Below are 19,630 nucleotides of genomic sequence, written 5' to 3'. Positions count from 1 at the left end.
TATCACGCTTCCAAATGCCGGCCGGGAAACAGCTGCCTAACGACGCCGCCGACCCGGCCGAACAGGACGGAGACGGTGTAGAGCGCGCTTGCCACCAGAATGATCGCAGGACCCGACGGCACACGGGTCTGGAACGACAGCACGAGACCTGCATAGCCGGACACGGCGGCAGCGACGACCGCGATGCAGATCATGACGGTGAGATCGCGCGACCAGAACCGCGCGATGCCGGCCGGCAGGATCATCAGGCCGACCGCGAGCAGCGTGCCGAGCGCCTGAAAGCCGTTGACGAGGTTGATCACGACCAGCGCGAGGAAAGCGAGATGCGCAGGCCCGCCGGCCCGGCTGACGGTGCGCAAAAACAGCGGATCGACGCTTTCGATCACCAGCGGACGGTAGATCACGGCGAGCACCAGCAGCGTGACCGTGGCGTTGAATGCGACGACCAGCAGCGTCTGGTCGTCCATCGCGAGAATATTGCCGAACAGCACGTGCAGCAGGTCGATATTGGTGCCCTTGATCGAGACGATGGTGACGCCGAGCGCCAGCGAGGCCAGATAGAAGGTCGCGAGCGAGGCATCCTCCTTCAACCCGGTCGAGCGCGCGACGAGGCCTGCGAGGATTGCGACGGCAAAACCTGCGATCAGGCCTCCGGCCGTCATCGCGAACAGATTGAGGCCGGAGAGCAGGAAACCGACAGCGGCGCCGGGGAGGATTGCATGTGCCATGGCGTCGCCGACCAGGCTCATCCGCCGCAACATCAGGAACGCGCCGATCGGCGCACCCGCGAGCGACAGCGCGATAACGGCCGCGAGCGCACGTCGCATGAACTCGAATTCGGTGAACGGGCCGATCAACGCGTCATAGAGCATCGGATATCAAGCCGCCCGTGAGCGGGCATCATCGGCCGAGCAGGTGGCGGCGCTGTCGTCGAAGGCTTCGCACATCCGCATTGCGACCAGCAGGTTTTCCGGCGTCAGCACCTCCGCCGTCGGCCCCCACACCACGGGACCGCGCGCCAGCACCAGCGTCTCGCTGAAATGGGTGCGCACCATCTCCATGTCGTGCAGTGCGGCGAGCACTGTGCGGCCCTCGCCATGCCAGTGCTTCACCAGCGTCAGCAGATCAGCCGTGGTCTTGCTGTCGATGGCGTTGAAGGGCTCGTCCAGCACGATCAGCCGCGCGTCCTGGAGCAGTACGCGCGCGAACAGCACGCGCTGCATCTGGCCGCCCGAGAGCGTGCCGATTGGGCGGTTTTCGAAACCGTTAAGGCCAACGGAAGCGATCGCGCGGAGGATCTTTTCGCGCGCCGCCTTGCCGATGCCGCCGAACAGGCCGGTCCCACGCCACAGCCCGGTGGCGACGAAGTCCAGCACCGAGATCGGGAAGCTGCGGTCGATCTCCGCACTCTGCGGCAGATAGGCGATATCGCGGCTGTCGAGCCCGCCGAGATGGATGCTGCCGTCGAGCGGCCTGAGGATGCCGACGATGCCCCGCAGCAGCGTCGACTTGCCGGCGCCGTTCGGGCCGATCACGGCCAGCAGCGCGCCCGGCGCGACCTCCCCATTGAGGTGGTGCACGGCCGGATGGCGGTCATAGCCGAGCGTAACGTTGTGGAAATGCAGCGCCGCCATGGTCACCTCATCGCCAGGAAGACCACGCCCCAAAGCACGGCGCAGACCGCGAGCGCGGCCGCGAGACGGGCGGCCATCGTCATGCGCAGGATCGACCAGTGCGCCGCCTGAGCCGGATGCGGAGAGGCCGCACCGTGGACATGTGCGTGGGTGTGATCGTGTCCATGCGAATGCCCGTCGTCATGGGAATGGCTATGAGCATGATCGCTATGATGGGCTTGGGACGCGGCGGGAACCATTCCTGGATGTTATATTATAACATTACAGCTGTCCATGCCGGGCTCAGGGTTTGCCGATCAGCATGGCGATGGCGGCGGCGACGAACGGGAACGGCACCGAAACCGCGCAGCGGAACCAGACGAAACGGGCCGGCATGAACGGAATTTCCCACAAAATCACCCGTTGGAAGGCAAATAGCGCCCAAGCGACGACATAGGCGACCACCTGCGGCACCCCACCACCCGATTTCAGGGCCACCGTCCCGATCGAGAACCCGATCACCGGGCCACCGGGCGTCGCGGCCCCGGCGACCACGGCAGTCGCGACCCCGAGCCAGCCGCTGTCCGGGCCGAGCCAGCCGCTGATCACCTCCTGTGGGATGATAGCGGCGATGTAGCCGGAGCCGATCACCCCCAGCGCGATCCGCGGCACGATGTTGATGAAGTCCATCGAGCCTTCGCGCAGCGAGGCCTTGAACACTGGTGGGCCGCGGCGAAAGGCGATCAGGCCGACGCCGAACACCGAACCCCACAACAGGATGTCGATCAGGAGCGCGGCGCTCATGTCTCGTCGTCCTTCATGGCCGGCTTCGGATAAAGCCGGACATAGACGAAGCGGCCGAGCGCGCCTGCGAGCACCGGCAACGGCAGCGAGATGACGATGCGCCACAGCGTGAAGTCGGTGCCCATAATCGGGATTTCCCAGGCGACCGCCCGGCCATAGCCGATCAAGGTCCAACTCACGACCATGGCGATGGTGGCACCGAAATCGGCGCCGACCGCCAGCAGCGCACTCGCCACGGGATAGGCGGTGAAGGGACCGCCGGGCAGGATCGCGCCGAAGGCGGTGCCGATCAGAAGGCCTTTCAGGCCCGATTTCGGCCCGAGCGCGCGCGAGACTTTTTCGTGCGGCAGGATCTCGGAGATGAACGCACCGAGCAGGCAGCCGGCCAGCACGCGGGGCAGGATGCCGCCGAACAGCGAGAGATCGTGGGTCAGTATCTCGAGAACACCGTCGGTGCCATCACGCCGCCAGACCAGACCTGCGCTCACCGCCACAAGGGCTGCGATGATGATGGTCGACCAGCCGATCGGCTTGCGCACGCGACCCGGCCGCGGCTCGGATTCCGCGTCCTCGGCGGATGCCGGGTCTTTCGAGGAAGGATCTGACAACGGGCGCGTTCGGCTCGAGGGCGATGCCCGTCCTGCTTAAGGGCGCCGCAGATGCGATGCAAACAGTACGATGACGGGAGCGATGCGCACCTCGCGCAGGGCCATGCGAGGCGAAGTGCGAATTCCGCACAACAAAAAGGCGGCCGCGCCTCGACCGCCTTTCAATTCCGTCATTCCGGAGCGGCAAAGCCGGCCCCGGAATGCGTGAAGCCCAGGCCTCGTCGAACTCAGGCCTTGTCGAACAGCGACTCGACGTATTCCCAGTTCACGAGGTTCTCGACAAACGCCTTCAGATAGTCGGGACGGCGGTTGCGGTAGTCGATGTAGTAGGAGTGCTCCCAGACGTCGCAGCCGAGGATCGGGGTGGCGCCGTGCACCAGCGGATTCTCGCCGTTCGGGGTCTTGGAAATCTCGAGCTTGCCGTTCTTGACCTGGAGCCAGCACCAGCCGGAGCCGAACTGGCCGACGCCGGCCGCCTGGAAGTCCGTCTTGAACTTCTCGAAGCCGCCGAGGTCCTCGTTGATCTTCTTCTCGATCTTGCCCGGCAGCTTGGTGCCGCCGCCATTGGGCTTCATCCAGCTCCAGAAATGGATGTGGTTGTAGTGCTGGCCGGCATTGTTGAACACCGCGGGGTTCTTGCCGAACGAGCCCTTGACGATCTCCTCAAGGGACTTGCCTTCCCATTCGGTGCCCTTGAGCGCGTTGTTGCCGTTGGTGACATAGGCCTGATGATGCTTGTCGTGGTGGAATTCGAGCGTTTCCTTCGACATGAATTGTCCGAGGGCGTCATAGGCGTAGGGGAGTGGGGGCAGCGTAAAGGTCATGGGTGTTGTCCGCGACTGATGGGGGAACGAGACTTAACGGTCACCCCTTATAGAAGGTTCCGCGGCTGTTAAATACCGTGAATTTTCCAAAAGGCATGGTGCGGCGGCTTGGCCGGATTGCATAAAATCGTCGCAAGGATGTAGGGCGTTTCAACCAGGCCATAAAATATCATTGCCTTTGAGGTGCTTATGGCAGAACGAAACGCACCGACGGCGCGGAGATGCGAAGGTGAGAGCGATGAGCATCGAGATCGACATTTTGAACGGCGACGCCTCCTGGCGGATGGCGGAGCCACTGCACCAGGCGGTCTTCGGACCTGATATCGTCGCGAAGCAGCCCTGGGCTCACGTCAAATGGGCCAATGCCGACCTGCGCGTCCTCATCGAGACGCCCGAGGATGGTCTCGTCTGCCACGTCGGCATCTACTTCCGCACCGTCACTTGGAATGGGCAGAAGGTTCACATCGGCGGCATCGGCGGCGTCTGCACGCGGGAGGATCGACGCGGCCGCGGCTATGCGACCATGGCGATCGATGCCGCGGTGCATACCATGCGCGCCAACGAGGCGGTCCGCTTCGCGCTGCTGTTCTGCGAGCCGCACAATGTCGCGTTCTACGAAGCCCGCAGCTGGCTCCCCTTCAAGGGCGAGGTCTATTGCGAGCAGCCGGAGGGGCGGATCCGCTTCACTCACATGGCGCCCTATGTCTGCAACATCGTCAGCGCGCCGACACTCGGCACTATCGACCTCTGCGGCCTGCCCTGGTGAGCCCTGCGTGAGGCGCGGCTGGTGCCGGGGCTGCCCGCCATATAATATGTCGATCATCATCCAATATTCCGCGCGGTGACACATGACGATCGACGCCTCGATAGACGCCGTGCCGCTGCCTGCCCCGGTCGCCTCCCCCATCGCCGGCTTGCTGACGGCCCCGATCCTGCCGACGCTGCTGCGGCTCGCGATCCCCAACATGATCGCGATGGTGGGCAGCACGCTGGTCGCGGTCGCCGAGACCTCCTATATCGGCCGGCTCGGCACCATTCCGCTCGCCGCGATCGCGCTGGTGTTCCCATTCGCCATGCTGACGCAGATGATGAGCGCAGGCGCGATGGGCGGCGGCGTCTCGTCTGCGATCAGCCGCGCGCTCGGCGCAGGCGACCGGAACCGTGCGGCGACGCTGGCGCTGCATGCCGCCATCATCGGCCTCTGCGGCGGGCTTTTCTTCACGGTGACGATGCTCGTCTTCGGCCGCTCGTTCTTCGCGCTGCTGGGCGGGCGCGAGCGTGTGCTCGAGGAAGCCAGCGGCTATTCGCAAATGCTGTTCTCCGGCGCGGTCGCGATCTGGCTCGTCAACACGTTGGCGTCGGTGATCCGCGGCACCGGCGACATGCGTCTGCCCTCGATGGCGCTGATCGGGACGAGCGTGCTCCAGATCGCGCTCGGCGGCACGCTGGGGCTCGGCCTGTTCGGCGTGCCGCAATTCGGCATGCCCGGAGTGGCCGCCGGTCAGTTGATCGCATTCACCTGCGCTGCGATCTTCTTCCTCTGGTACCTCTGGTCCGGCCGCAGCCGGCTGCCGCTGGATTTCGGCGCCTTCCATTTCGATCGCGCGTTGTTCTTCGACATCCTCAAGGTCGGCGCGGTCGCCTGCCTGTCGCCGCTCCAGACCGTGCTCACCATTTTGATCTTCACCAAGATCCTGGCGACCTTCGGCACCGAGATGCTCGCCGGTTACGGCATCGGCTCGCGACTGGAATTCTTGCTGATCCCGATCACCTTCGCCTTCGGCATCGCATCGGTGCCGATGGTCGGCATGGCGATGGGCGCCGGACAGGTGAAGCGCGCGCGGCGCGTGGCCTGGACCGCGGCCGGGGCCTCGGGACTTACCGTCGGCCTGATCGGCCTCATCATCGCGCTCGATCCATCCCTGTGGGTTTCGCTCTTCACCAGGGATCCCGGCGTTGCCGCCGCCGCGCACAGCTACTTCCACTGGGCAGGCCCAACCTTCGTGTTCTTCGGCGTGGGCGTGTCGCTGTATTTCTCCTCGCAAGGCGCGGCGCGGGTCGGCGGTGCCGTGCTCGCCTCCACCGCACGGCTTCTGATCGTCGCGATCGGCGGCGGCGGCCTCATGATGGTGCAGGCTCCGGCCTGGACCCTGTTCGCGCTGGTCGGCGGCGCCATGGCGGTATTCGGGCTGTCGACCGCGGCCTCGGTCGCCTTCGTGCGCTGGGTCAAATAAGCGCAGGTCATTGCACGCAGGCAAATAAACGCGGGAATGTGATTCCATCCGGATTCGCTGCGGGTCGAAGGCTGCGTCGGCGCGCTCTGCGGCGGCGAAACCTGGACGCGGGCGGGGCGCTAGCGCTTCACGCCGTCATCGCCTTCAGCGCCGTCGCCGCCGAGGCGTAGCCGCCCCGCGCGCCGTCGATAAAATGGACGTGATCGCTGCGCAACGCCGACGGGGTGAAGCAGGTCATCATCGCAGCGTCCTGCTGATAGAGGCCGTAACGCACGATGCCGTCGCGCGCGGCAATCGCGAGGCGATCGCTGAGGGCGCGTTCGAGCTCCGGCGTACAGTCGAGGATCATGCGCAGGCCGTCGTCATATTTTCGGAAGTCGGAGTTCTCCACGACCTGCCGTGTATAGAGCTTCGGCACGAAGCCGCCGACCTTGAGATCGAAGCGCATGATCAGATAGACGAAAAGGGTGTAGGCCAGCACGCTGGCGCGGCGTGCGAGCAACGGACCTCCGCGCTTGGTGCGCGCCTCATATTCCAGCCCTTGCGGCGGCCATGTCAGCGGCGGCCCTTGTGGCGGCACGGGACGACCGGCATCCGGGCTGCGCTCGACGAGATGGATGATGTCCTCGATCACGTTGCGGAATGCCGAGGGATCGGCGCCTTGGGCCGGCATGACCAGCACGGACAGGATCAGGCCGCGCGCAGCCGGAATCACCTCGAAGCGGCAGGACAGGCCGGAGAGATCGGGCTGCGTCCCCGCGGGCGCTTCGGTGATCGCAAACTCGCCGCGCTTCATCGCTGCGTCCGCCCAGGCGAGCCCGCCGCCAGAAAACATCGCATAGGACAAATTGGCCGACGGTCCGAAGCGCGCGACGCGCACGTCTAGGCCATGCGCGCGAATGGCGCTCACCGGCACCAGCGCGACGCGCATCCGCAAGTCGAGATCTTCCCGCACCCAGGTCGCGGTCGCAGCCAAAGCCTCGCGGGCCAGTTCGAGATCATTAGGCGCGACCGCAAAACTCGCGCCGTCGCCGCCGAACACGAAGGGAAATTCGCGTCCCTCCAATGCATTCGTCACGGCTGCGATCACGGCGGCACCGGCCATGTTCACCGCCTTGTAGCGCTGCGCCGCGATGGCCTTGGTCGAATCCACGATGTCGGCAACGCCGACGCTCCAGTCGTCGGGCAGCGGCGAATACAAAGCGGGGTCCATCAGACTGGTGAAGCCGCGAAAGACCGGAATGCCGCTATAGAACGCTGATGTCATCGGATGATGCCGGATGGTTGGGACGCACGTCCAAAGGGACATACGTAGAAGAATCGATTCGGTTCGCCAGGCGCGCGCCCTTGCAACCATTGGCCGAAATGGACCCGGACAACAAGATGAGGGCGCACTGCAATGCCACAGAAGGTCATTAAACGGTTGACCGTAAATGGCGTCTAGTCTCGATGATCTGACATGGTTGCGCGGGAACATCGACGTGTCCGACTTCGACAGGAAGGACTCCATCGCTCCGGCAAGCCGGCGCACTGGGCGTGATCCGATCAGCGCGGTGAAGACGCCGGAAAGCCTGACCGCGGCCGTGGATAGCTGGGCCGAAACCCATCACCTGTAGCGCTCGGAAGCCATCGGTAAGCTGGTCGAGCTCGGCCTGAAGGTCGCGCCCCCGGCACTCCCGCCAGGGCACCCGCTCGCTTCGGATGCCACCAGGATCGAAGAGCTTGCGGTGCGTGAACTCGAGGGACTGCTCGATCCTGCGCTGTCTGAAGACGAACGCGAGCGCCGGATCCGCCGCCTGACCGAGGGCCCGCCGGAGTTCTCACACGAACGGATTGACCTGCCGAAGCATCGGACCTGAATGTCTAGTGCAGCTTCTCGCCCACGCGCTTGCGTAGCGCGGAGGCGGGAACGTCATGGCAGCCGACAAGACGCACGAATTTCTGCGGATACATTTCGTAACCGTGGTCACCGGAATTTTGGTGAGACATCGGCTCGCAGTGAACGGGCTCGCAGTGAACGTCGCTTTGCTCTGCGCAAGATGGCTTTACCGACGCCTTGTCCGGGCTCGAAGCGGTCATGGACTGCTCCCTATCGATTAGGGCAGATCGATTGACGTAACCCAATCGATTGCGCGGGATCTTACGACCAAATCCGGACGATGTCATTGCGCCGGATCAATGCAATTGTGGCGATGAGTTCCACCTACGCCGTGTTGCCCGCGTCGACCGTAAACACGGTACCCGTCACATTGCGACCGCCCTCTCCCAGCAAATACTCCACCATCCGCGCGACGTCGTCGGTCTCCGGCAGGCGGCGCAGCGCGCTGCGGCCGGCGATGCGCTTGCGGCTGTCGTCAGACAGGTTGTGCGTCAGCTCGGTGTCGATGAAACCGGGCGCGATCGCGTTCACGGTGATGCCGAGCTTGCCGACCTCGCGCGCGAGCGAACGGGTGAAGCCGGTGGCGGCGGCCTTGGTCGCACCGTAAACCGAGAGGCCATTATAGCCGGTCGTCGCGATAATCGAGGAGATGTTGATGATGCGGCCGGCGCCGTCGGCCATCATCTGGCGCGCGACATATTTGGTGAGAATGATCGGCGACAGCACGTTGAGCTGCACCAGCGCCTCGATCTCGGAATTGTGCATGGTCGCGAGCAAGCCTTCGGTGCCGAGGCCGGCATTGTTGACGAGGCCGTAGATCGGGCCGAATTCATCGCGCACGAGTTTTGCGTAGGCGGGGATCGCGTCGATCACGGCGAGGTCGCAAGCGCGAAAATGCAGGCGCCCCTCCGACCCGGCAATCGCCGCCTTGAGCTCGTCGCTCTCGCGCCGCGCCGCCGCGATCACGTTGTAGCCGCCATTAACAAGCCGCTGGCCGATCGCAAGGCCGATACCGCGGCTACCGCCGGTGACGAGAACATTATGCATCGGTGCGCGCCAGTTTGCCGGCCGGGGTGACGTCGAGCGCCTCGACGAAGCGGATCACCGCCGGCACCTTGTGGGAGGCGAGCTGAGCGCGGCACTGATCCAGAATCTGGTCGCGGATCTCTTTCGCGCGCGCCGGATCGGTGCCGTCGGCGAGGATCACGTCGGCGACGACGATGCCGCCGGTGATCGGGCTCTTGCGTGACTTCGCCCGCGACATCCGCACATCGAGATGACGGTTGATCACCGCCTCGATCTCTTCGGGGTGAACCTTCAGCCCACCGATATTGATGATGCCGCCGCGGCGGCCAACGAAATAGTAGCGGTCGCCGCGCAATTCGACGATATCGCCGCTATCGACATACCCGTCTGCATCGGTGAGCGCAGCCGCGTCGCGGCCGATATAGGCGTGCGCCGTGCGCGTCGAACGGATACGTAGCGAGCCGTCGACGACCTTCATTTCGACGCCGTTGCGGTTGCCGAGGTAGTCCGCCGGAAAGCCTTCCAGCCCGTCATTGACGGCAAAGCCGACGCCGGCCTCGGTTGACGCATAGGCATGGCCGACGGAGGAATTCGGGAACGCCGCTTTCAGGCCGTCCAGCACCGCCTGGTCGGCGATCTCGCCGGAGAGGCGGACATAGCGCGGCGCGAACTGCGCGGCCGAGCCGCTCATCAACAGCTTGCGCCAGTGCGAGGGCGTGCCGGAGATGTGGGAGACGCCCCGCGCGTTCAGCCGCGTGACGTGATCGGCGAGCGCCTCATGCGGATCGGACAGCACCATCGAGCCGCCCGAGAGGACGGCGCGGAGGAATATCTGCAGGCCGCCATAGCGGCGGATGTCGTAGAACGTCGCCCATACCGGCGCGGGTCCGCGCGCCGGGCCTTCGGCGACGATGGCGCCGGTGAGTGCTTCCAGCGTATGGCCGACGATTTTCGGCACGCCCGACGTGCCCGAGGTGAGCATCAGCCATTCCGTGGCGCGTTCGGTCCTGGCCGGCGCTGTGGCTTGAAGCGGCAGTTGTGCGGTGACGACCAGCGGCACGCCAGTCTCGGCCCAGCGATCGGGCTCGTCGGTGACAACGGCATCGATCCCGGCATTCGCCATCAGCGCGTCGAGATGCGCCGGGTTGAGATCCGGCGGGCACAGCAGCATGCGGCGGGCAATACCGTCGAGCTCGATCATGGCAAGACCCGATCGGAGCTGGTCGGACAATTTCAGCAGCACCGCGCGGCCGGACAGCTCGCCCAGGCGGCCACCCAGGACCGTCTGCGACAGGATATCCGTCAACGACACGACATCGTGCGCGTCCGACAGCGTGCGGCCGGTCAGCTCCGCGCCGAGATGGTCGCGGAGCGCAAAGATCTCACGCGGGGACATTTTCGTAGGCCCGCACGAAATCGCCCACGGTGGCGGGGAACGCTGCGTCCTCGGAAATGGTGAAAGGGTCGACGCCGGTCTCGTCCTCGAGGCGCGCCACCAGGATGGCGAAGGCGAGCGAGTCGAAGCCCGTCTCGTGCAGGGACAGCTCGTCCGAGAGTGCGGGAAGCGCGACGTGCTGCTCTTTGGCGATCTGCTGGATCGCTTCAATGACCTTAGACCGTACCGACATGGCTGGCTCGCTTCTGTTGTCGTTCGTGTTGCGGCGGTTCTTGATGACCGCCTCCCTTGCCCGTTTGTTTACCCGACAGAAGTAAATGGCTTCTTGGACAATTCGGATAAAATTGGACCTATCTGGCGGATTTTCGCGCGGCTAGAGCCGGATCGTACCCTGGTTGATTTGCGCATACGTCTCCGCGTCCAGCGCGACATAGGCGCCGGTCTTCGGGTCCAGCATGAACAGCGGATCGGAGACCGCGCCGGGATCAAATCCCTCGCGCGCGAGCTCGCCCTTCTTCTGCTTGAACGTCTCGGTCGCATCGAGCTCGCGCGAGATGCGTATGAAGACGGGATGAGCATAGGCGGGCAGGCGCTGTGCGAGATGGGCGGGCAGTGCCTCGACGGCGAAGCCTTCGTTCACCACGATCGCACTCATGCCGGCGCGGCCGTCGGTGCCGGGAATGCCGACGCCGTAGGTGGTGGCGTCGATCACGCCAGTGAAACCCCGCATGGCGTCGTTGACCTCCGAAGTCGCGACGTTCTCGCCCTTCCAGCGAAAGGTGTCGCCGATGCGGTCGACGAAGTGGAAGAAGCCCTTCTCGTCGAGCCGCATCAGGTCGCCGGTGCGGAACCAGGAATCGCCCTTGGCAAAGACATCGCGCAGGATCTTCTTCTCGGTCTCGCTCGCCTCGGTGTAGCCCTCGAAGCGGCCGCCGCCCTCATCCGCCGTGCCGATGCGGCCTATGGCTTCGCCGGCCTCGCCGCGCGCGCAGGGGATACAAAACCCCTCCGCATTGCGCAGCGGGGCGCCGTTATCGGGCTCGAGCTTGACGAGACCGGCAGGGAAACGATGCGCAAGCAACGGCGGAACGCGGCCGATCGCGCCGGGCTGGCCCTCGACGTTGAACAGCGAGAAATTGCCTTCCGTCGCCGCGTAGAATTCGAGGATGCGCGGAATGGCGAAACGCGCCTGAAAATCGTCCCAGATGTCACCGCGTAGGCCGTTGCCGCAGACGAGCCGCAGGCGATGCCGGTTCTCGTATTCCGACGGCGGCGCCTTGAGCAGATAGCGGCAGAGCTCGCCGATATACTGGAACAGCGTACAGTCGTGGCGCACGATGTCGGGCCAGAAATTCGAGGCTGAGAATTTATCTGCGATCACAACCGAGCCCCCGGCAGCGAGCATGCTGCATGGTGCCACGATGCCGCCAACCGAGTGGAACAGCGGCAGGCAATCGTAGAGCCGGTCCTGCGGCGTCGCGCCGGTGAGGCCGGCGAACCAAAAGCCCCAATTGAGGATGCGGCGGTGGCTGATGCTTGCGGCTTTCGGCAGGCCGGTCGTCCCGGACGTGTAGATCAGCAGGGCCCGGTCGTCGATGGTGACGTCACCACGCTCGTCCGGCGAAAGCGGCCGGTCATCGAGGGCGTCGAGCGCGACATCGATCGGACGCTCGCTGCGGGCATCGCCGTGGGTCCAGACCTTTGCTTCCGTCTTCAAGTGCGGCAACGCGCCGGACAGCTCCGCTGCAAGCTCATGCGCAACAATGATGTGAGCGGGCTTTGCGACTCCGACGCAATGCGCGAGCGAGTGCCCGACGAGCTTGGTGTTGATCAGCGCGACCACGCCGCCGACGCGGCTGATGCCGAGCCAGGCCGCGACATAATCGATGCCGTTCGGCATGATCAGCGCGACAGTGCCGCCCTTGGCCACACCGGCCGAGCGCGCCCAGCGCGCATAACGATTGATGCGTTTCGAAAGTCCCTCATAGTCGAGGCTCGCGTCATCGGTGGTCAGCGCAACGCGATCTGGCTGGCGCTGCGCCCAATCGTCGACGACATCGGCGAACAGCCGGCCCGGCAACGTCTCGATCCGTGCGGTGAGCTCGATCGCCTTCAGCCAGATTTTCGAAGCCGAAGGTGCGCGCGCGGCTTTCGGTTGCTCGATGACGCCGGTTGTCATGCCGTTCATTCTTTACGTGTCTGCGGGTTTCCGGCAGCTTAGCTCGCACGCCCTGCCCAGATGTTAAGAGACAAGGTAAAACCGGGTTAGTGCACGATTAACTCTAGTGATCCTTTACCAAACCGGAGGCGATCGAGGTGCGCCGCCTGGCAGTTCTTGCAATAGCAAAGCCAGTTGTCGGGGCGTGAGGCTAGGCGGCTCCGGGCAAACGGGTTAGTCTTTTTGACCCTGCATTGTCCCGGTTGCGAAAGGGAGACGACCTGTGGCTCTCGGCTCGTCTGAATTTCCCGTCCAGGCCGCGCCGTTCGAGCAGCCGCTGACCAATTTTGCCAATGGCCTGAGGCGCGGACAGGTCAAGGTGGTCGCGATCGGCTCGTCGACCACGGCGGGCGAAGGAGGCATCGCGCCCTATCCGCAACGATTGCTGGCGGACCTTCGGAGCATATTTCCGAAGCCCGGGATCGATGTCATCAACCGGGGCGTCGGCGGCGAAGAGGCTCCCAAGGAGCTTTTGCGGTTCAAGCACGACGTCTTCGACCAGAAGCCGGATCTCGTGATCTGGCAGGTCGGCACCAATGCGGTGTGGCAATCGGCCGATCAGAATCCACCGACCTTCGACGAAACCAGGAGGGCCATCGCTGACGGCGTCGATCAGCTGCTTGTGGACGGAGGGATCGACGTCATCCTAATGGATCTGCAATATGTGCCGGCGGTGCTGACGCCGGCCAAGGCCGACAAGGCGAACGCGATGGTCGCAGCGATCAGCGAGATCGCGCATGCAAAGCGGGTCAACGTCTTTCGCCGCTTCGCGCTGATGAAGGGCTGGCACGACGTTGCAAGAATTTCGTTCGACCGCATGGTCGACCCGGGCGACGACAGCAGGCTGCACGCAAGCGACTGGACCACGGACAAGATGACCTGGCAGTTGACCGACGCGATCGTCACCGCGGCCAACGAGGCGCCCCACGGCAGCTAGCCCTGCATACTCCGTCTGATTGACGGCCGAACGGGCGGTGAGCCCTAGCCGCCTCGCTGATGGCGCAAGCGCTGCGGCGGTGCGTTGAACGGATAATACGGATTGAGATCGCAGCTGGCGGAGCGGCCGGAAGCCGTAGCTCGGCACTGCGGCACTGAGGTGAAGGAGCAATCGTACCACTCCCCGCCACCGCCGTTTGCACCGGAATAGACGTGCATGCAGACGGGATAGCGCGGATCGAAGGTCTGTGCATGCGACGGCGCGGCCGTGAGCAGGGCACCGACGGTCATGATCAGGCCGAACAAGCGATGCATGAAAATTCCCCCTGAAGGCCGTTGCGGATCGCTAGTGCACGTTCTTGTGGCGCCGGCGCGGCGGCGGCGGGGGTTGGTCGAACGCATAGTAGGGATTGACGTCGCAGCTTGCCGAGCGGCCCGAGGCCGTGGCGCGGCACTGCGGCAGCGAGGTGAAGGAGCAATCGAAATAATCGCCACCGCCCCCGCCAAAACTACCGGGCGTATAGACGTGCATGCACACCGGGTAACGCGGATCGTAGGTCTGGGCGCTGGCATCTGCCGCCACGAACAGCGTGGCAATTGCGGTCAGGGTCAGGATCGGCAAACGCATGGAGAAATCCTCGAATCTGTCATGTCGGCCATGTCGGCGGCCCGGATGCCGGCCACCTCGTATGGCATAACACCATGGCAGAGGCGACCGTTCCTGCGCGCAGATGACGGCAAGGTGAGTGCGGTGCACTGCGCCCGCTACGCGCCGAGCCCTTGCAACACCAGCCGGTTCAACCTTGCCGCAAACGCCGCAGGGTCCTCCGGCAGCTCGCCGTCTAGGATCTGCGCCTGTTCGAGCAGGAGCAGGCTGAGATCGTCAACCATCTTGGAGCCGGCCTGAGCCTTCGTGATCGCCGTCACCAGCGGATGGCGCAGGTTGATCTCAAGGATCGGCTTGGTGCGCATGCCACGGTTCTGCTGAGACAGGATGCGCTCGAGCTCGCGGCTCGGGCCCTGGCTGTCGGCGACGAGGCAGGACGCGGAGCTGGTAAGACGCGTCGAGGCCTTGACGTCGCTGACGCGCTCGCCGAGCGCGGCCTTGATCACCGCGATGGTGGCGGCCTCGTCGGCGGGCGGCTCGTCCTTTTTCGCCTCGTCGGCTTCGTCGACGCGCGGGATCAGGTCGAGATTGAGATCGCCTTGGCTCAGCGACTTCAGCGGCTTGCCGTCAAACTCCGAGGGCATCGAGGTCCAGAAGGCGTCGACGGGATCGGACAGCAGCAGAACTTCGATGCCGCGCGCAGTCGCCGCCTCGAGCCGGGGGTTCGACTTCAGCCGGTCGATGCTGTCGCCGACGAGATAATAGATCTCGGTCTGGTTCGGCTTGAAACCGGCGACGACGTCCTTGAGCGAGCGCTTCTCGCCCGAGGTCGTGGTGAAACGCGACAGCGCGAGCAGCTTTTCTCGGCGTTCGAAATCCTCGTAGATGCCTTCCTTCAGCACCGCGCCGAAGGCCTCCCAGATCTTCGCGAAGTTCTCCGGATCCTTCTCCGCCAGGCTTTCGAGCTCGGACAGCACGCGGGTCGCCACGGCCTTGCGGATCTGCGCGAGCTGCGGATTGTTCTGAAGCATCTCGCGGGAAATGTTGAGCGGGAGATCCTCGCTGTCGACGACGCCGCGGATGAAGCGGAGATAGCCCGGCAGCAGATCGGCATCGTCAGTGATGAACACGCGGCGGACATAGAGCTTGACGCGCCCCTTGCGGTTCGGTTCGAACAGGTCGAACGGCTTCGTCGAGGGCGCGAACAGCAGCACGGCGTAGGAGTAACGTCCCTCCGCGCGATAATGCAGCGTCATCGCGGGATCGTCGAAGGCGGAGGCGATCTGCTGATAGGCCTTCTTGTAGTCTTCCGGCGTGAGCTCGGATTTCGAGCGCTGCCACAGCGCGCTCGCAGAATTGATCTGACGCGGTTCGCCCCCTTCAGGCACGAGCTCGATGGGGAAGAGGATGTTGTCGGAATAAGCGCCGACGATACGTTCGATCTCGTAAGCTTCGAGATATTTCTTCGCATCGTCCTTGAGATGCAGGACGATCTCGGTGCCGCGCTGCACGCGGCCCGCATCCTCCTCGCTGGCACGCGCGATCTCGAAGCCCGAGCCGCCCGAGGACGTCCAGGTCCAGACGTCGCTCTCGCCGGCGCGGCGGCTCACCACGACGATCTTGTCGGCTACCATGAAGGCGGAATAGAAGCCGACGCCGAACTGGCCGATCAGGCCGAGACCATCCTTGGCCTCCTTGAGCTTCGATACGAAGGCCTTGGTGCCCGAGCGGGCGATGGTGCCGAGGTGGTCGATCAGCTCCTGCCGCTCCATGCCAATGCCATTGTCGGCGATCGCAAGCGTTCCGGCCGTCTTGTTCGGAATGATCCGGATCTTGAGCGCGTCGCCTTCGCCCAGCAGCGCCGGATTCGCGATGGCCTCATAGCGCAGCTTGTCGCAGGCGTCAGAGGCATTGGAGACGAGCTCGCGCAGGAAGATATCGGTCTCGGAATAGACGGAATGCACCATCAGGTGCAGAAGCTCGGAAACCTCGGCCTGGAAGGGCTGCGTATGCACAGCCGTGTCTGACGTCGTCATGCGTTTACCCGGTCAATCCAAAGAGGAAGAAACCCGGGATATAACGCGAGGGGGCAGGGGATCAAGTAGACGTCAGCAATCGCCCTCCGGGCGGAGGGCGACTTGTCCGTGGCCAAAGCCGATCAAGTCACACAGCGGCCGGGTTGGAGCAGCTTTGCGACCTCGGTCAGGGAGCTGACCATCGGCTCGCAGGCGATCGTCGGCTTTTTGCGGCTCTGCTTCTGGTCCGGGAGCAACACCGGCGGCTTGGCGTTGCCGGTCTCGATCACCGCGGGGACCCGCAGCAGCACCGACGTGTCGGCCAGATCGTTCAGCCGCATCGACACGGTGCGGGTCGGAACCTCAGCCTGCTTGATGTCGGCCAGCCGGTCCGCTTTGCTGGAGCGATTGACGTTATGGCCCGGCTTGTCAGCGACCGCCTGCCAGCGGTCGGCCGGATCATGGCCGGAGGCCAGCTGCACGGCGCCGACCTGGACGGCGCCAAGCGTCGCGGCGATCGCGACGGCGCCTAAAAATACCTTTTGAATCTGTGACATGGCTGTCGGTCCCTCGCCCCATGGCGATCGCGGGAACAACGCGAGGAGAGGACCCAGAGTTCTCAGGCGTTAAGATCACTTAACCGTGTGCGAAAAGGCAGGGTGCGAAAAGGATGGCCCCACGAAAAATTTTGCAACCCCCTGGAACGACTTTCAGGGACGGGAGTGGTATCAACAGCCGGCTATTCCCCCCTGCCCCATAAGCCGGCGACGTAGGGCGCGACTGTGGTGATGCCAGTCGCGCCTTACTTTTGTCTGGCGTTCAGTTCGCCTTCCCCGCAAGCCACTCCCGCCCCTCCGCATAGAGCTTCTCAACCTCGGGCCCGGTGAGGCCTGGCATGTCGCGCTTGACCTTGTAGCCGATCAGCTCCTGCATGTAGGCGAGGTGGCGGTAGCCTTCGGGCAGCGCGGCAAGGGCTTTCTGGTCGAGCTGAAGCGTCGCGGAGGGATCAACCGGGTCGATCCGGTCCTTCTCGTAGATCGGCTGGCGGCGGAAGATGCCCCATTTTCCCTGCCGCTTCTCCAGGAAATCGTAGAAGCGCCCGGTGCAGACGACGTCGCAGGGCACGTCGTGCACCGGTGCGCGCTGCGAGATGGTCATCTTGGTCTGCGCGATGGCGCGCGCCCCCTCGAGATCGATGCTGCAGCCACCGAGGAAATGCAGGATGCGCACGCCCTTGGCGAACCCCTCCTGGCTGACCCGCATGAAATCCCGCGCCGGCCCCTGAAACCAGGTGGCGGACATCCAGCCTTCCTCGTGCCAGACGGTGGCAAAACGCTCCCAATCGCCGGCATCGCGCCACACCGCCCAGTGCTCGACGAGGTCGCGGATGGCGAGGCGATCGAGGAGTTGCTGGTCCATGAACACGTCTCCGATGGCACCGCGGCTGCAACGGCCGCTGCGCGAGGTATGAGCGGCGAATTCGATGGCCGTCAAGCGTGACAACCGGATCAACAAAAATCCGGCGCACCTTGCGGCACGCCGGATCGGATTTCGTCAAAATGCCGGGCGCTGGCGCCTTCGTTACGCCGCCGGTACCTTCGGCGCGCGGTTGCGGGAGTTGCGCTGGAAGAACAGCGCCTGGCTCGCCACCGCCGACACCATCGCCGGCTGGAACGGTTTCGAGATCAGGAAGGCCGGCTCCGGTCGCTCGCCGGTGAGGAAGCGCTCGGGGTATGCGGTGATGAACACCACCGGCACTTCGAAGGTGCGGAGCAGCTCGTTGACGGCGTCGAGGCCGGACGAGCCGTCGGCGAGCTGGATGTCGGCGAGGATCAGGCCCGGTCGCTTGTTCTTTGCCAGCGCGACCGCATCGGCGTGGGTGCGGGCGACGCCGACGACATTGTGGCCGAGGTTCTTCACCAGGCTCTCGAGATCCATGGCGATGAAGGTCTCATCCTCGATGATCAGCACGTCAGTGGCGATCTCGGCTGCCATCTCACGCCCTGCGGCATCCGCAAGCCGGCGCGTCTCACCGACGTCGGTGCCGAGAATGTAGCCGACCTCTTCTTCCGAAAATCCCTCGAGCGAGAGCAGCAGGAAGGCTTGCCGCGGCAAGGGCGTGATGTTGGACAGCCGCCGCTCCGGCGGCATCGGCAGGTTCGTCACCTCGGAATCGTCGTTGACGGAAACGGAATTCCAGATTTGGGTGAACAGCCGGAACAGGCCGGCGCGCGGCCCGTGGCTCTCGTCGAGCACCGACGGATCTCCCAGCATGGCTTCCAACATGGCTGCGACATAGGCGTCACCGGAGGACTGGCTGCCCGTCAGGGCGCGTGCGTACCGGCGCAACAACGGCAAGTGTTCAGCAACGAGCTGTGAACGGGACATCCCCACTCCATATCATCTTCGGGCCGACCTTGACGTGCAGGCGTTAGGCGGGGGGCCCGGGTTCCCCTGCTGGGCTGATTACGCCTCAGACCAAGAAAAGTTCCGCATGGGGGCGGAACTTTTTCTCGCAGCTCGCATTGAGCCTATCCAGGGAACGGCTCCCGGTTGAGAGAACTTCTCGATTTTACAGCTACTTAACTCGGGGAAACGTGGAACAGGTCATGAAAGATCTCAAGTCTCAAGCCAGCAAAAGCACGACCCCCGGCAAGGGAGGGCTCACTCCGGAGATCCAGTCCCGGATCGGGCACCAGCTGCGCGCCATGTACGACGACGTGGTGCGGCAGGGGGTTCCGGACCGGTTCGCGGAACTGATCAAGAAACTTGATGCGCCGGGAGCGACCCCCCAAGTGGAAAATGGTGGCGGCTCTAACGACAACAATGGGAGGGATTGATGCCTCTCACGGATTCCCTGCGTAACGACATCCTGGCGGCCGTGCCCAGTCTGCGCGCGTTTGCCATCTCGCTCAGCGGCAATGCGGACCGCGCCGACGATTTGGTCCAGGAGACGCTGTTGCGGGCGCTCGCCAACATCGACTCGTTCCAGCCCGGCTCCAATCTGCCGGCATGGCTGTTCACGATCCTGCGCAACCTGTTCCGCTCCGACTATCGCAAGCGGCGGCGGGAAGTCGAGGATGCCGAAGGCAATTATGCTAAGACGCTGAAGACGCAGCCCTCGCAGAACGCCCATCTTGAGTTCGAGGAATTCCGCACGGCGCTCGACAAGCTTCCGCAGGACCAGCGTGAAGCGCTGATCCTCGTCGGCGCCTCCGGCTTCTCCTATGAGGACGCGGCTTCGATCTGCGGCTGCGCAGTCGGCACGATCAAGAGCCGCGTCAACCGTGCGCGCTCCAAGCTCGCGGCGCTGCTCTATGTCGACGGCGCCGAGGATTTCGGGCCCGACGAGACCATTCGCGCCGTGATCGGCGGCAGCGGCGGCTGACGGCCGGCGTCAATCGAACTGAGACCGCGATGAAGGCGGCCGCATCCGCGGCCGTCTTTTCGCGCGAACGGGATCACGTCCA

The 19,630-nt window shown here is 64.4% G+C and carries 23 protein-coding genes and 2 pseudogenes; 7 read left to right on the top strand and 18 right to left on the bottom strand.

Features of this window, described 5'->3' with window-relative positions; genetic code table 11:
• Nucleotides 1-2 precede the first annotated feature (2 nt).
• The 6 genes from IVB07_RS04475 to IVB07_RS04450 all read right to left on the bottom strand — a co-directional run bounded on the left by IVB07_RS04475 (nucleotide 3) and on the right by IVB07_RS04450 (nucleotide 3,849).
• On the bottom strand, nucleotides 3-872 hold the full coding sequence (locus IVB07_RS04475) for a metal ABC transporter permease (RefSeq protein WP_247360919.1): 870 nt from the start codon (nucleotides 870-872) through the stop codon (nucleotides 3-5).
• A 6-nt stretch (nucleotides 873-878) separates the two neighbouring features.
• Nucleotides 879-1,634 (bottom strand): ABC transporter ATP-binding protein, encoded by a 756-nt coding sequence (locus tag IVB07_RS04470; RefSeq protein WP_018453313.1) that lies wholly within the window; start codon nucleotides 1,632-1,634, stop codon nucleotides 879-881.
• Between the two features lie 2 nt (nucleotides 1,635-1,636).
• Nucleotides 1,637-1,873 carry a hypothetical protein gene (locus IVB07_RS04465; RefSeq protein ID WP_039798633.1) on the bottom strand — a complete coding sequence of 79 codons (237 nt, stop codon included), beginning with the start codon at nucleotides 1,871-1,873 and terminating at the stop codon, nucleotides 1,637-1,639.
• Between the two features lie 43 nt (nucleotides 1,874-1,916).
• On the bottom strand, nucleotides 1,917-2,417 hold the full coding sequence (locus IVB07_RS04460) for a hypothetical protein (RefSeq protein WP_018453311.1): 501 nt from the start codon (nucleotides 2,415-2,417) through the stop codon (nucleotides 1,917-1,919).
• Nucleotides 2,414-3,025 carry a permease gene (locus tag IVB07_RS04455; protein WP_018453310.1) on the bottom strand — a complete coding sequence of 204 codons (612 nt, stop codon included), beginning with the start codon at nucleotides 3,023-3,025 and terminating at the stop codon, nucleotides 2,414-2,416. The genes IVB07_RS04460 and IVB07_RS04455 overlap by 4 nt, the downstream gene beginning before the upstream one ends.
• A gap of 227 nt (nucleotides 3,026-3,252) precedes the next feature.
• On the bottom strand, nucleotides 3,253-3,849 hold the full coding sequence (locus IVB07_RS04450; protein ID WP_007597204.1) for a superoxide dismutase: 597 nt from the start codon (nucleotides 3,847-3,849) through the stop codon (nucleotides 3,253-3,255).
• Between the two features lie 238 nt (nucleotides 3,850-4,087).
• Between IVB07_RS04450 and IVB07_RS04445 the strand changes: the two genes are divergently transcribed.
• The 3 genes and pseudogenes from IVB07_RS04445 to IVB07_RS04435 all read left to right on the top strand — a co-directional run.
• Nucleotides 4,088-4,615 carry a GNAT family N-acetyltransferase gene (locus tag IVB07_RS04445; protein WP_018453309.1) on the top strand — a complete coding sequence of 176 codons (528 nt, stop codon included), beginning with the start codon at nucleotides 4,088-4,090 and terminating at the stop codon, nucleotides 4,613-4,615.
• A gap of 82 nt (nucleotides 4,616-4,697) precedes the next feature.
• Nucleotides 4,698-6,083 (top strand): MATE family efflux transporter, encoded by a 1,386-nt coding sequence (locus IVB07_RS04440; protein ID WP_018453308.1) that lies wholly within the window; start codon nucleotides 4,698-4,700, stop codon nucleotides 6,081-6,083.
• A 51-nt stretch (nucleotides 6,084-6,134) separates the two neighbouring features.
• Nucleotides 6,135-6,206 (top strand): annotated as a pseudogene (locus IVB07_RS04435) (DUF2147 domain-containing protein); the annotation flags it as partial.
• Nucleotides 6,207-6,210: 4 nt separating this feature from the next.
• On the opposite strand, the gene IVB07_RS04430 reads toward IVB07_RS04435, so the two are convergent.
• Nucleotides 6,211-7,350: a DUF3095 domain-containing protein gene (locus tag IVB07_RS04430; RefSeq protein ID WP_018453307.1), complete on the bottom strand. Its 1,140-nt coding sequence runs from the start codon at nucleotides 7,348-7,350 to the stop codon at nucleotides 6,211-6,213.
• Nucleotides 7,351-7,516: 166 nt separating this feature from the next.
• On the opposite strand from IVB07_RS04430, the pseudogene IVB07_RS04425 reads away from it, so the two are divergent.
• Nucleotides 7,517-7,942, top strand: a pseudogene (locus IVB07_RS04425) (hypothetical protein).
• Between the two features lie 4 nt (nucleotides 7,943-7,946).
• Here the strand turns inward: IVB07_RS04425 and IVB07_RS04420 are convergent.
• The 5 genes from IVB07_RS04420 to IVB07_RS04400 all read right to left on the bottom strand — a co-directional run bounded on the left by IVB07_RS04420 (nucleotide 7,947) and on the right by IVB07_RS04400 (nucleotide 12,572).
• Nucleotides 7,947-8,162 carry a hypothetical protein gene (locus IVB07_RS04420; RefSeq protein ID WP_026232507.1) on the bottom strand — a complete coding sequence of 72 codons (216 nt, stop codon included), beginning with the start codon at nucleotides 8,160-8,162 and terminating at the stop codon, nucleotides 7,947-7,949.
• A 124-nt stretch (nucleotides 8,163-8,286) separates the two neighbouring features.
• Nucleotides 8,287-9,009: an SDR family NAD(P)-dependent oxidoreductase gene (locus tag IVB07_RS04415; protein WP_247299310.1), complete on the bottom strand. Its 723-nt coding sequence runs from the start codon at nucleotides 9,007-9,009 to the stop codon at nucleotides 8,287-8,289.
• Nucleotides 9,002-10,384: a fatty acid--CoA ligase family protein gene (locus IVB07_RS04410; RefSeq protein WP_018453302.1), complete on the bottom strand. Its 1,383-nt coding sequence runs from the start codon at nucleotides 10,382-10,384 to the stop codon at nucleotides 9,002-9,004. The genes IVB07_RS04415 and IVB07_RS04410 overlap by 8 nt, the downstream gene beginning before the upstream one ends.
• On the bottom strand, nucleotides 10,371-10,616 hold the full coding sequence (locus IVB07_RS04405; protein ID WP_018453301.1) for an acyl carrier protein: 246 nt from the start codon (nucleotides 10,614-10,616) through the stop codon (nucleotides 10,371-10,373). The genes IVB07_RS04410 and IVB07_RS04405 overlap by 14 nt, the downstream gene beginning before the upstream one ends.
• Before the next feature lie 141 nt (nucleotides 10,617-10,757).
• A complete protein-coding gene (locus tag IVB07_RS04400) occupies nucleotides 10,758-12,572 on the bottom strand; it encodes a long-chain-acyl-CoA synthetase (RefSeq protein WP_018453300.1) in 1,815 nt (604 codons plus the stop codon).
• Between the two features lie 253 nt (nucleotides 12,573-12,825).
• On the opposite strand from IVB07_RS04400, the gene IVB07_RS04395 reads away from it, so the two are divergent.
• Nucleotides 12,826-13,539: an SGNH/GDSL hydrolase family protein gene (locus IVB07_RS04395; protein WP_018453299.1), complete on the top strand. Its 714-nt coding sequence runs from the start codon at nucleotides 12,826-12,828 to the stop codon at nucleotides 13,537-13,539.
• A 44-nt stretch (nucleotides 13,540-13,583) separates the two neighbouring features.
• Here IVB07_RS04395 and IVB07_RS04390 read toward each other — a convergent pair whose 3' ends face one another.
• From IVB07_RS04390 to IVB07_RS04365, 6 genes are all read right to left on the bottom strand, one after another.
• The gene (locus IVB07_RS04390; RefSeq protein ID WP_007597230.1) at nucleotides 13,584-13,853 is read right to left on the bottom strand and encodes a DUF3551 domain-containing protein; all 270 of its coding nucleotides are present in this window, start codon (nucleotides 13,851-13,853) and stop codon (nucleotides 13,584-13,586) included.
• Between the two features lie 31 nt (nucleotides 13,854-13,884).
• Nucleotides 13,885-14,166: a DUF3551 domain-containing protein gene (locus IVB07_RS04385; protein WP_018453298.1), complete on the bottom strand. Its 282-nt coding sequence runs from the start codon at nucleotides 14,164-14,166 to the stop codon at nucleotides 13,885-13,887.
• 137 nt (nucleotides 14,167-14,303) lie between these two features.
• The gene (gene htpG / locus IVB07_RS04380; RefSeq protein ID WP_247299309.1) at nucleotides 14,304-16,181 is read right to left on the bottom strand and encodes a molecular chaperone HtpG; all 1,878 of its coding nucleotides are present in this window, start codon (nucleotides 16,179-16,181) and stop codon (nucleotides 14,304-14,306) included.
• 122 nt (nucleotides 16,182-16,303) lie between these two features.
• A complete protein-coding gene (locus IVB07_RS04375; protein ID WP_018453296.1) occupies nucleotides 16,304-16,717 on the bottom strand; it encodes a hypothetical protein in 414 nt (137 codons plus the stop codon).
• 262 nt (nucleotides 16,718-16,979) lie between these two features.
• Nucleotides 16,980-17,579 carry a nuclear transport factor 2 family protein gene (locus tag IVB07_RS04370; RefSeq protein ID WP_247767498.1) on the bottom strand — a complete coding sequence of 200 codons (600 nt, stop codon included), beginning with the start codon at nucleotides 17,577-17,579 and terminating at the stop codon, nucleotides 16,980-16,982.
• Between the two features lie 162 nt (nucleotides 17,580-17,741).
• A complete protein-coding gene (locus IVB07_RS04365) occupies nucleotides 17,742-18,548 on the bottom strand; it encodes a response regulator (RefSeq protein WP_007597237.1) in 807 nt (268 codons plus the stop codon).
• A gap of 221 nt (nucleotides 18,549-18,769) precedes the next feature.
• Between IVB07_RS04365 and IVB07_RS04360 the strand changes: the two genes are divergently transcribed.
• Entirely contained in the window at nucleotides 18,770-19,000 is a 231-nt protein-coding gene (locus IVB07_RS04360; RefSeq protein ID WP_026232505.1) for a NepR family anti-sigma factor, read from the top strand.
• Nucleotides 19,000-19,548 (top strand): sigma-70 family RNA polymerase sigma factor, encoded by a 549-nt coding sequence (locus IVB07_RS04355; RefSeq protein ID WP_007597240.1) that lies wholly within the window; start codon nucleotides 19,000-19,002, stop codon nucleotides 19,546-19,548. Before IVB07_RS04360 ends, IVB07_RS04355 begins: the two co-directional genes overlap by 1 nt.
• The last annotated feature ends 82 nt before the right edge of the window (nucleotides 19,549-19,630 follow it).

It is taken from the genome of Bradyrhizobium sp. 172 (assembly GCF_023101065.1).
In the GTDB taxonomy this organism is placed as follows: domain Bacteria; phylum Pseudomonadota; class Alphaproteobacteria; order Rhizobiales; family Xanthobacteraceae; genus Bradyrhizobium; species Bradyrhizobium canariense_D.
The sequence above is the reverse complement of the archived record's forward strand: the minus strand, read 5'-3'. Positions and strand labels throughout refer to the sequence as shown.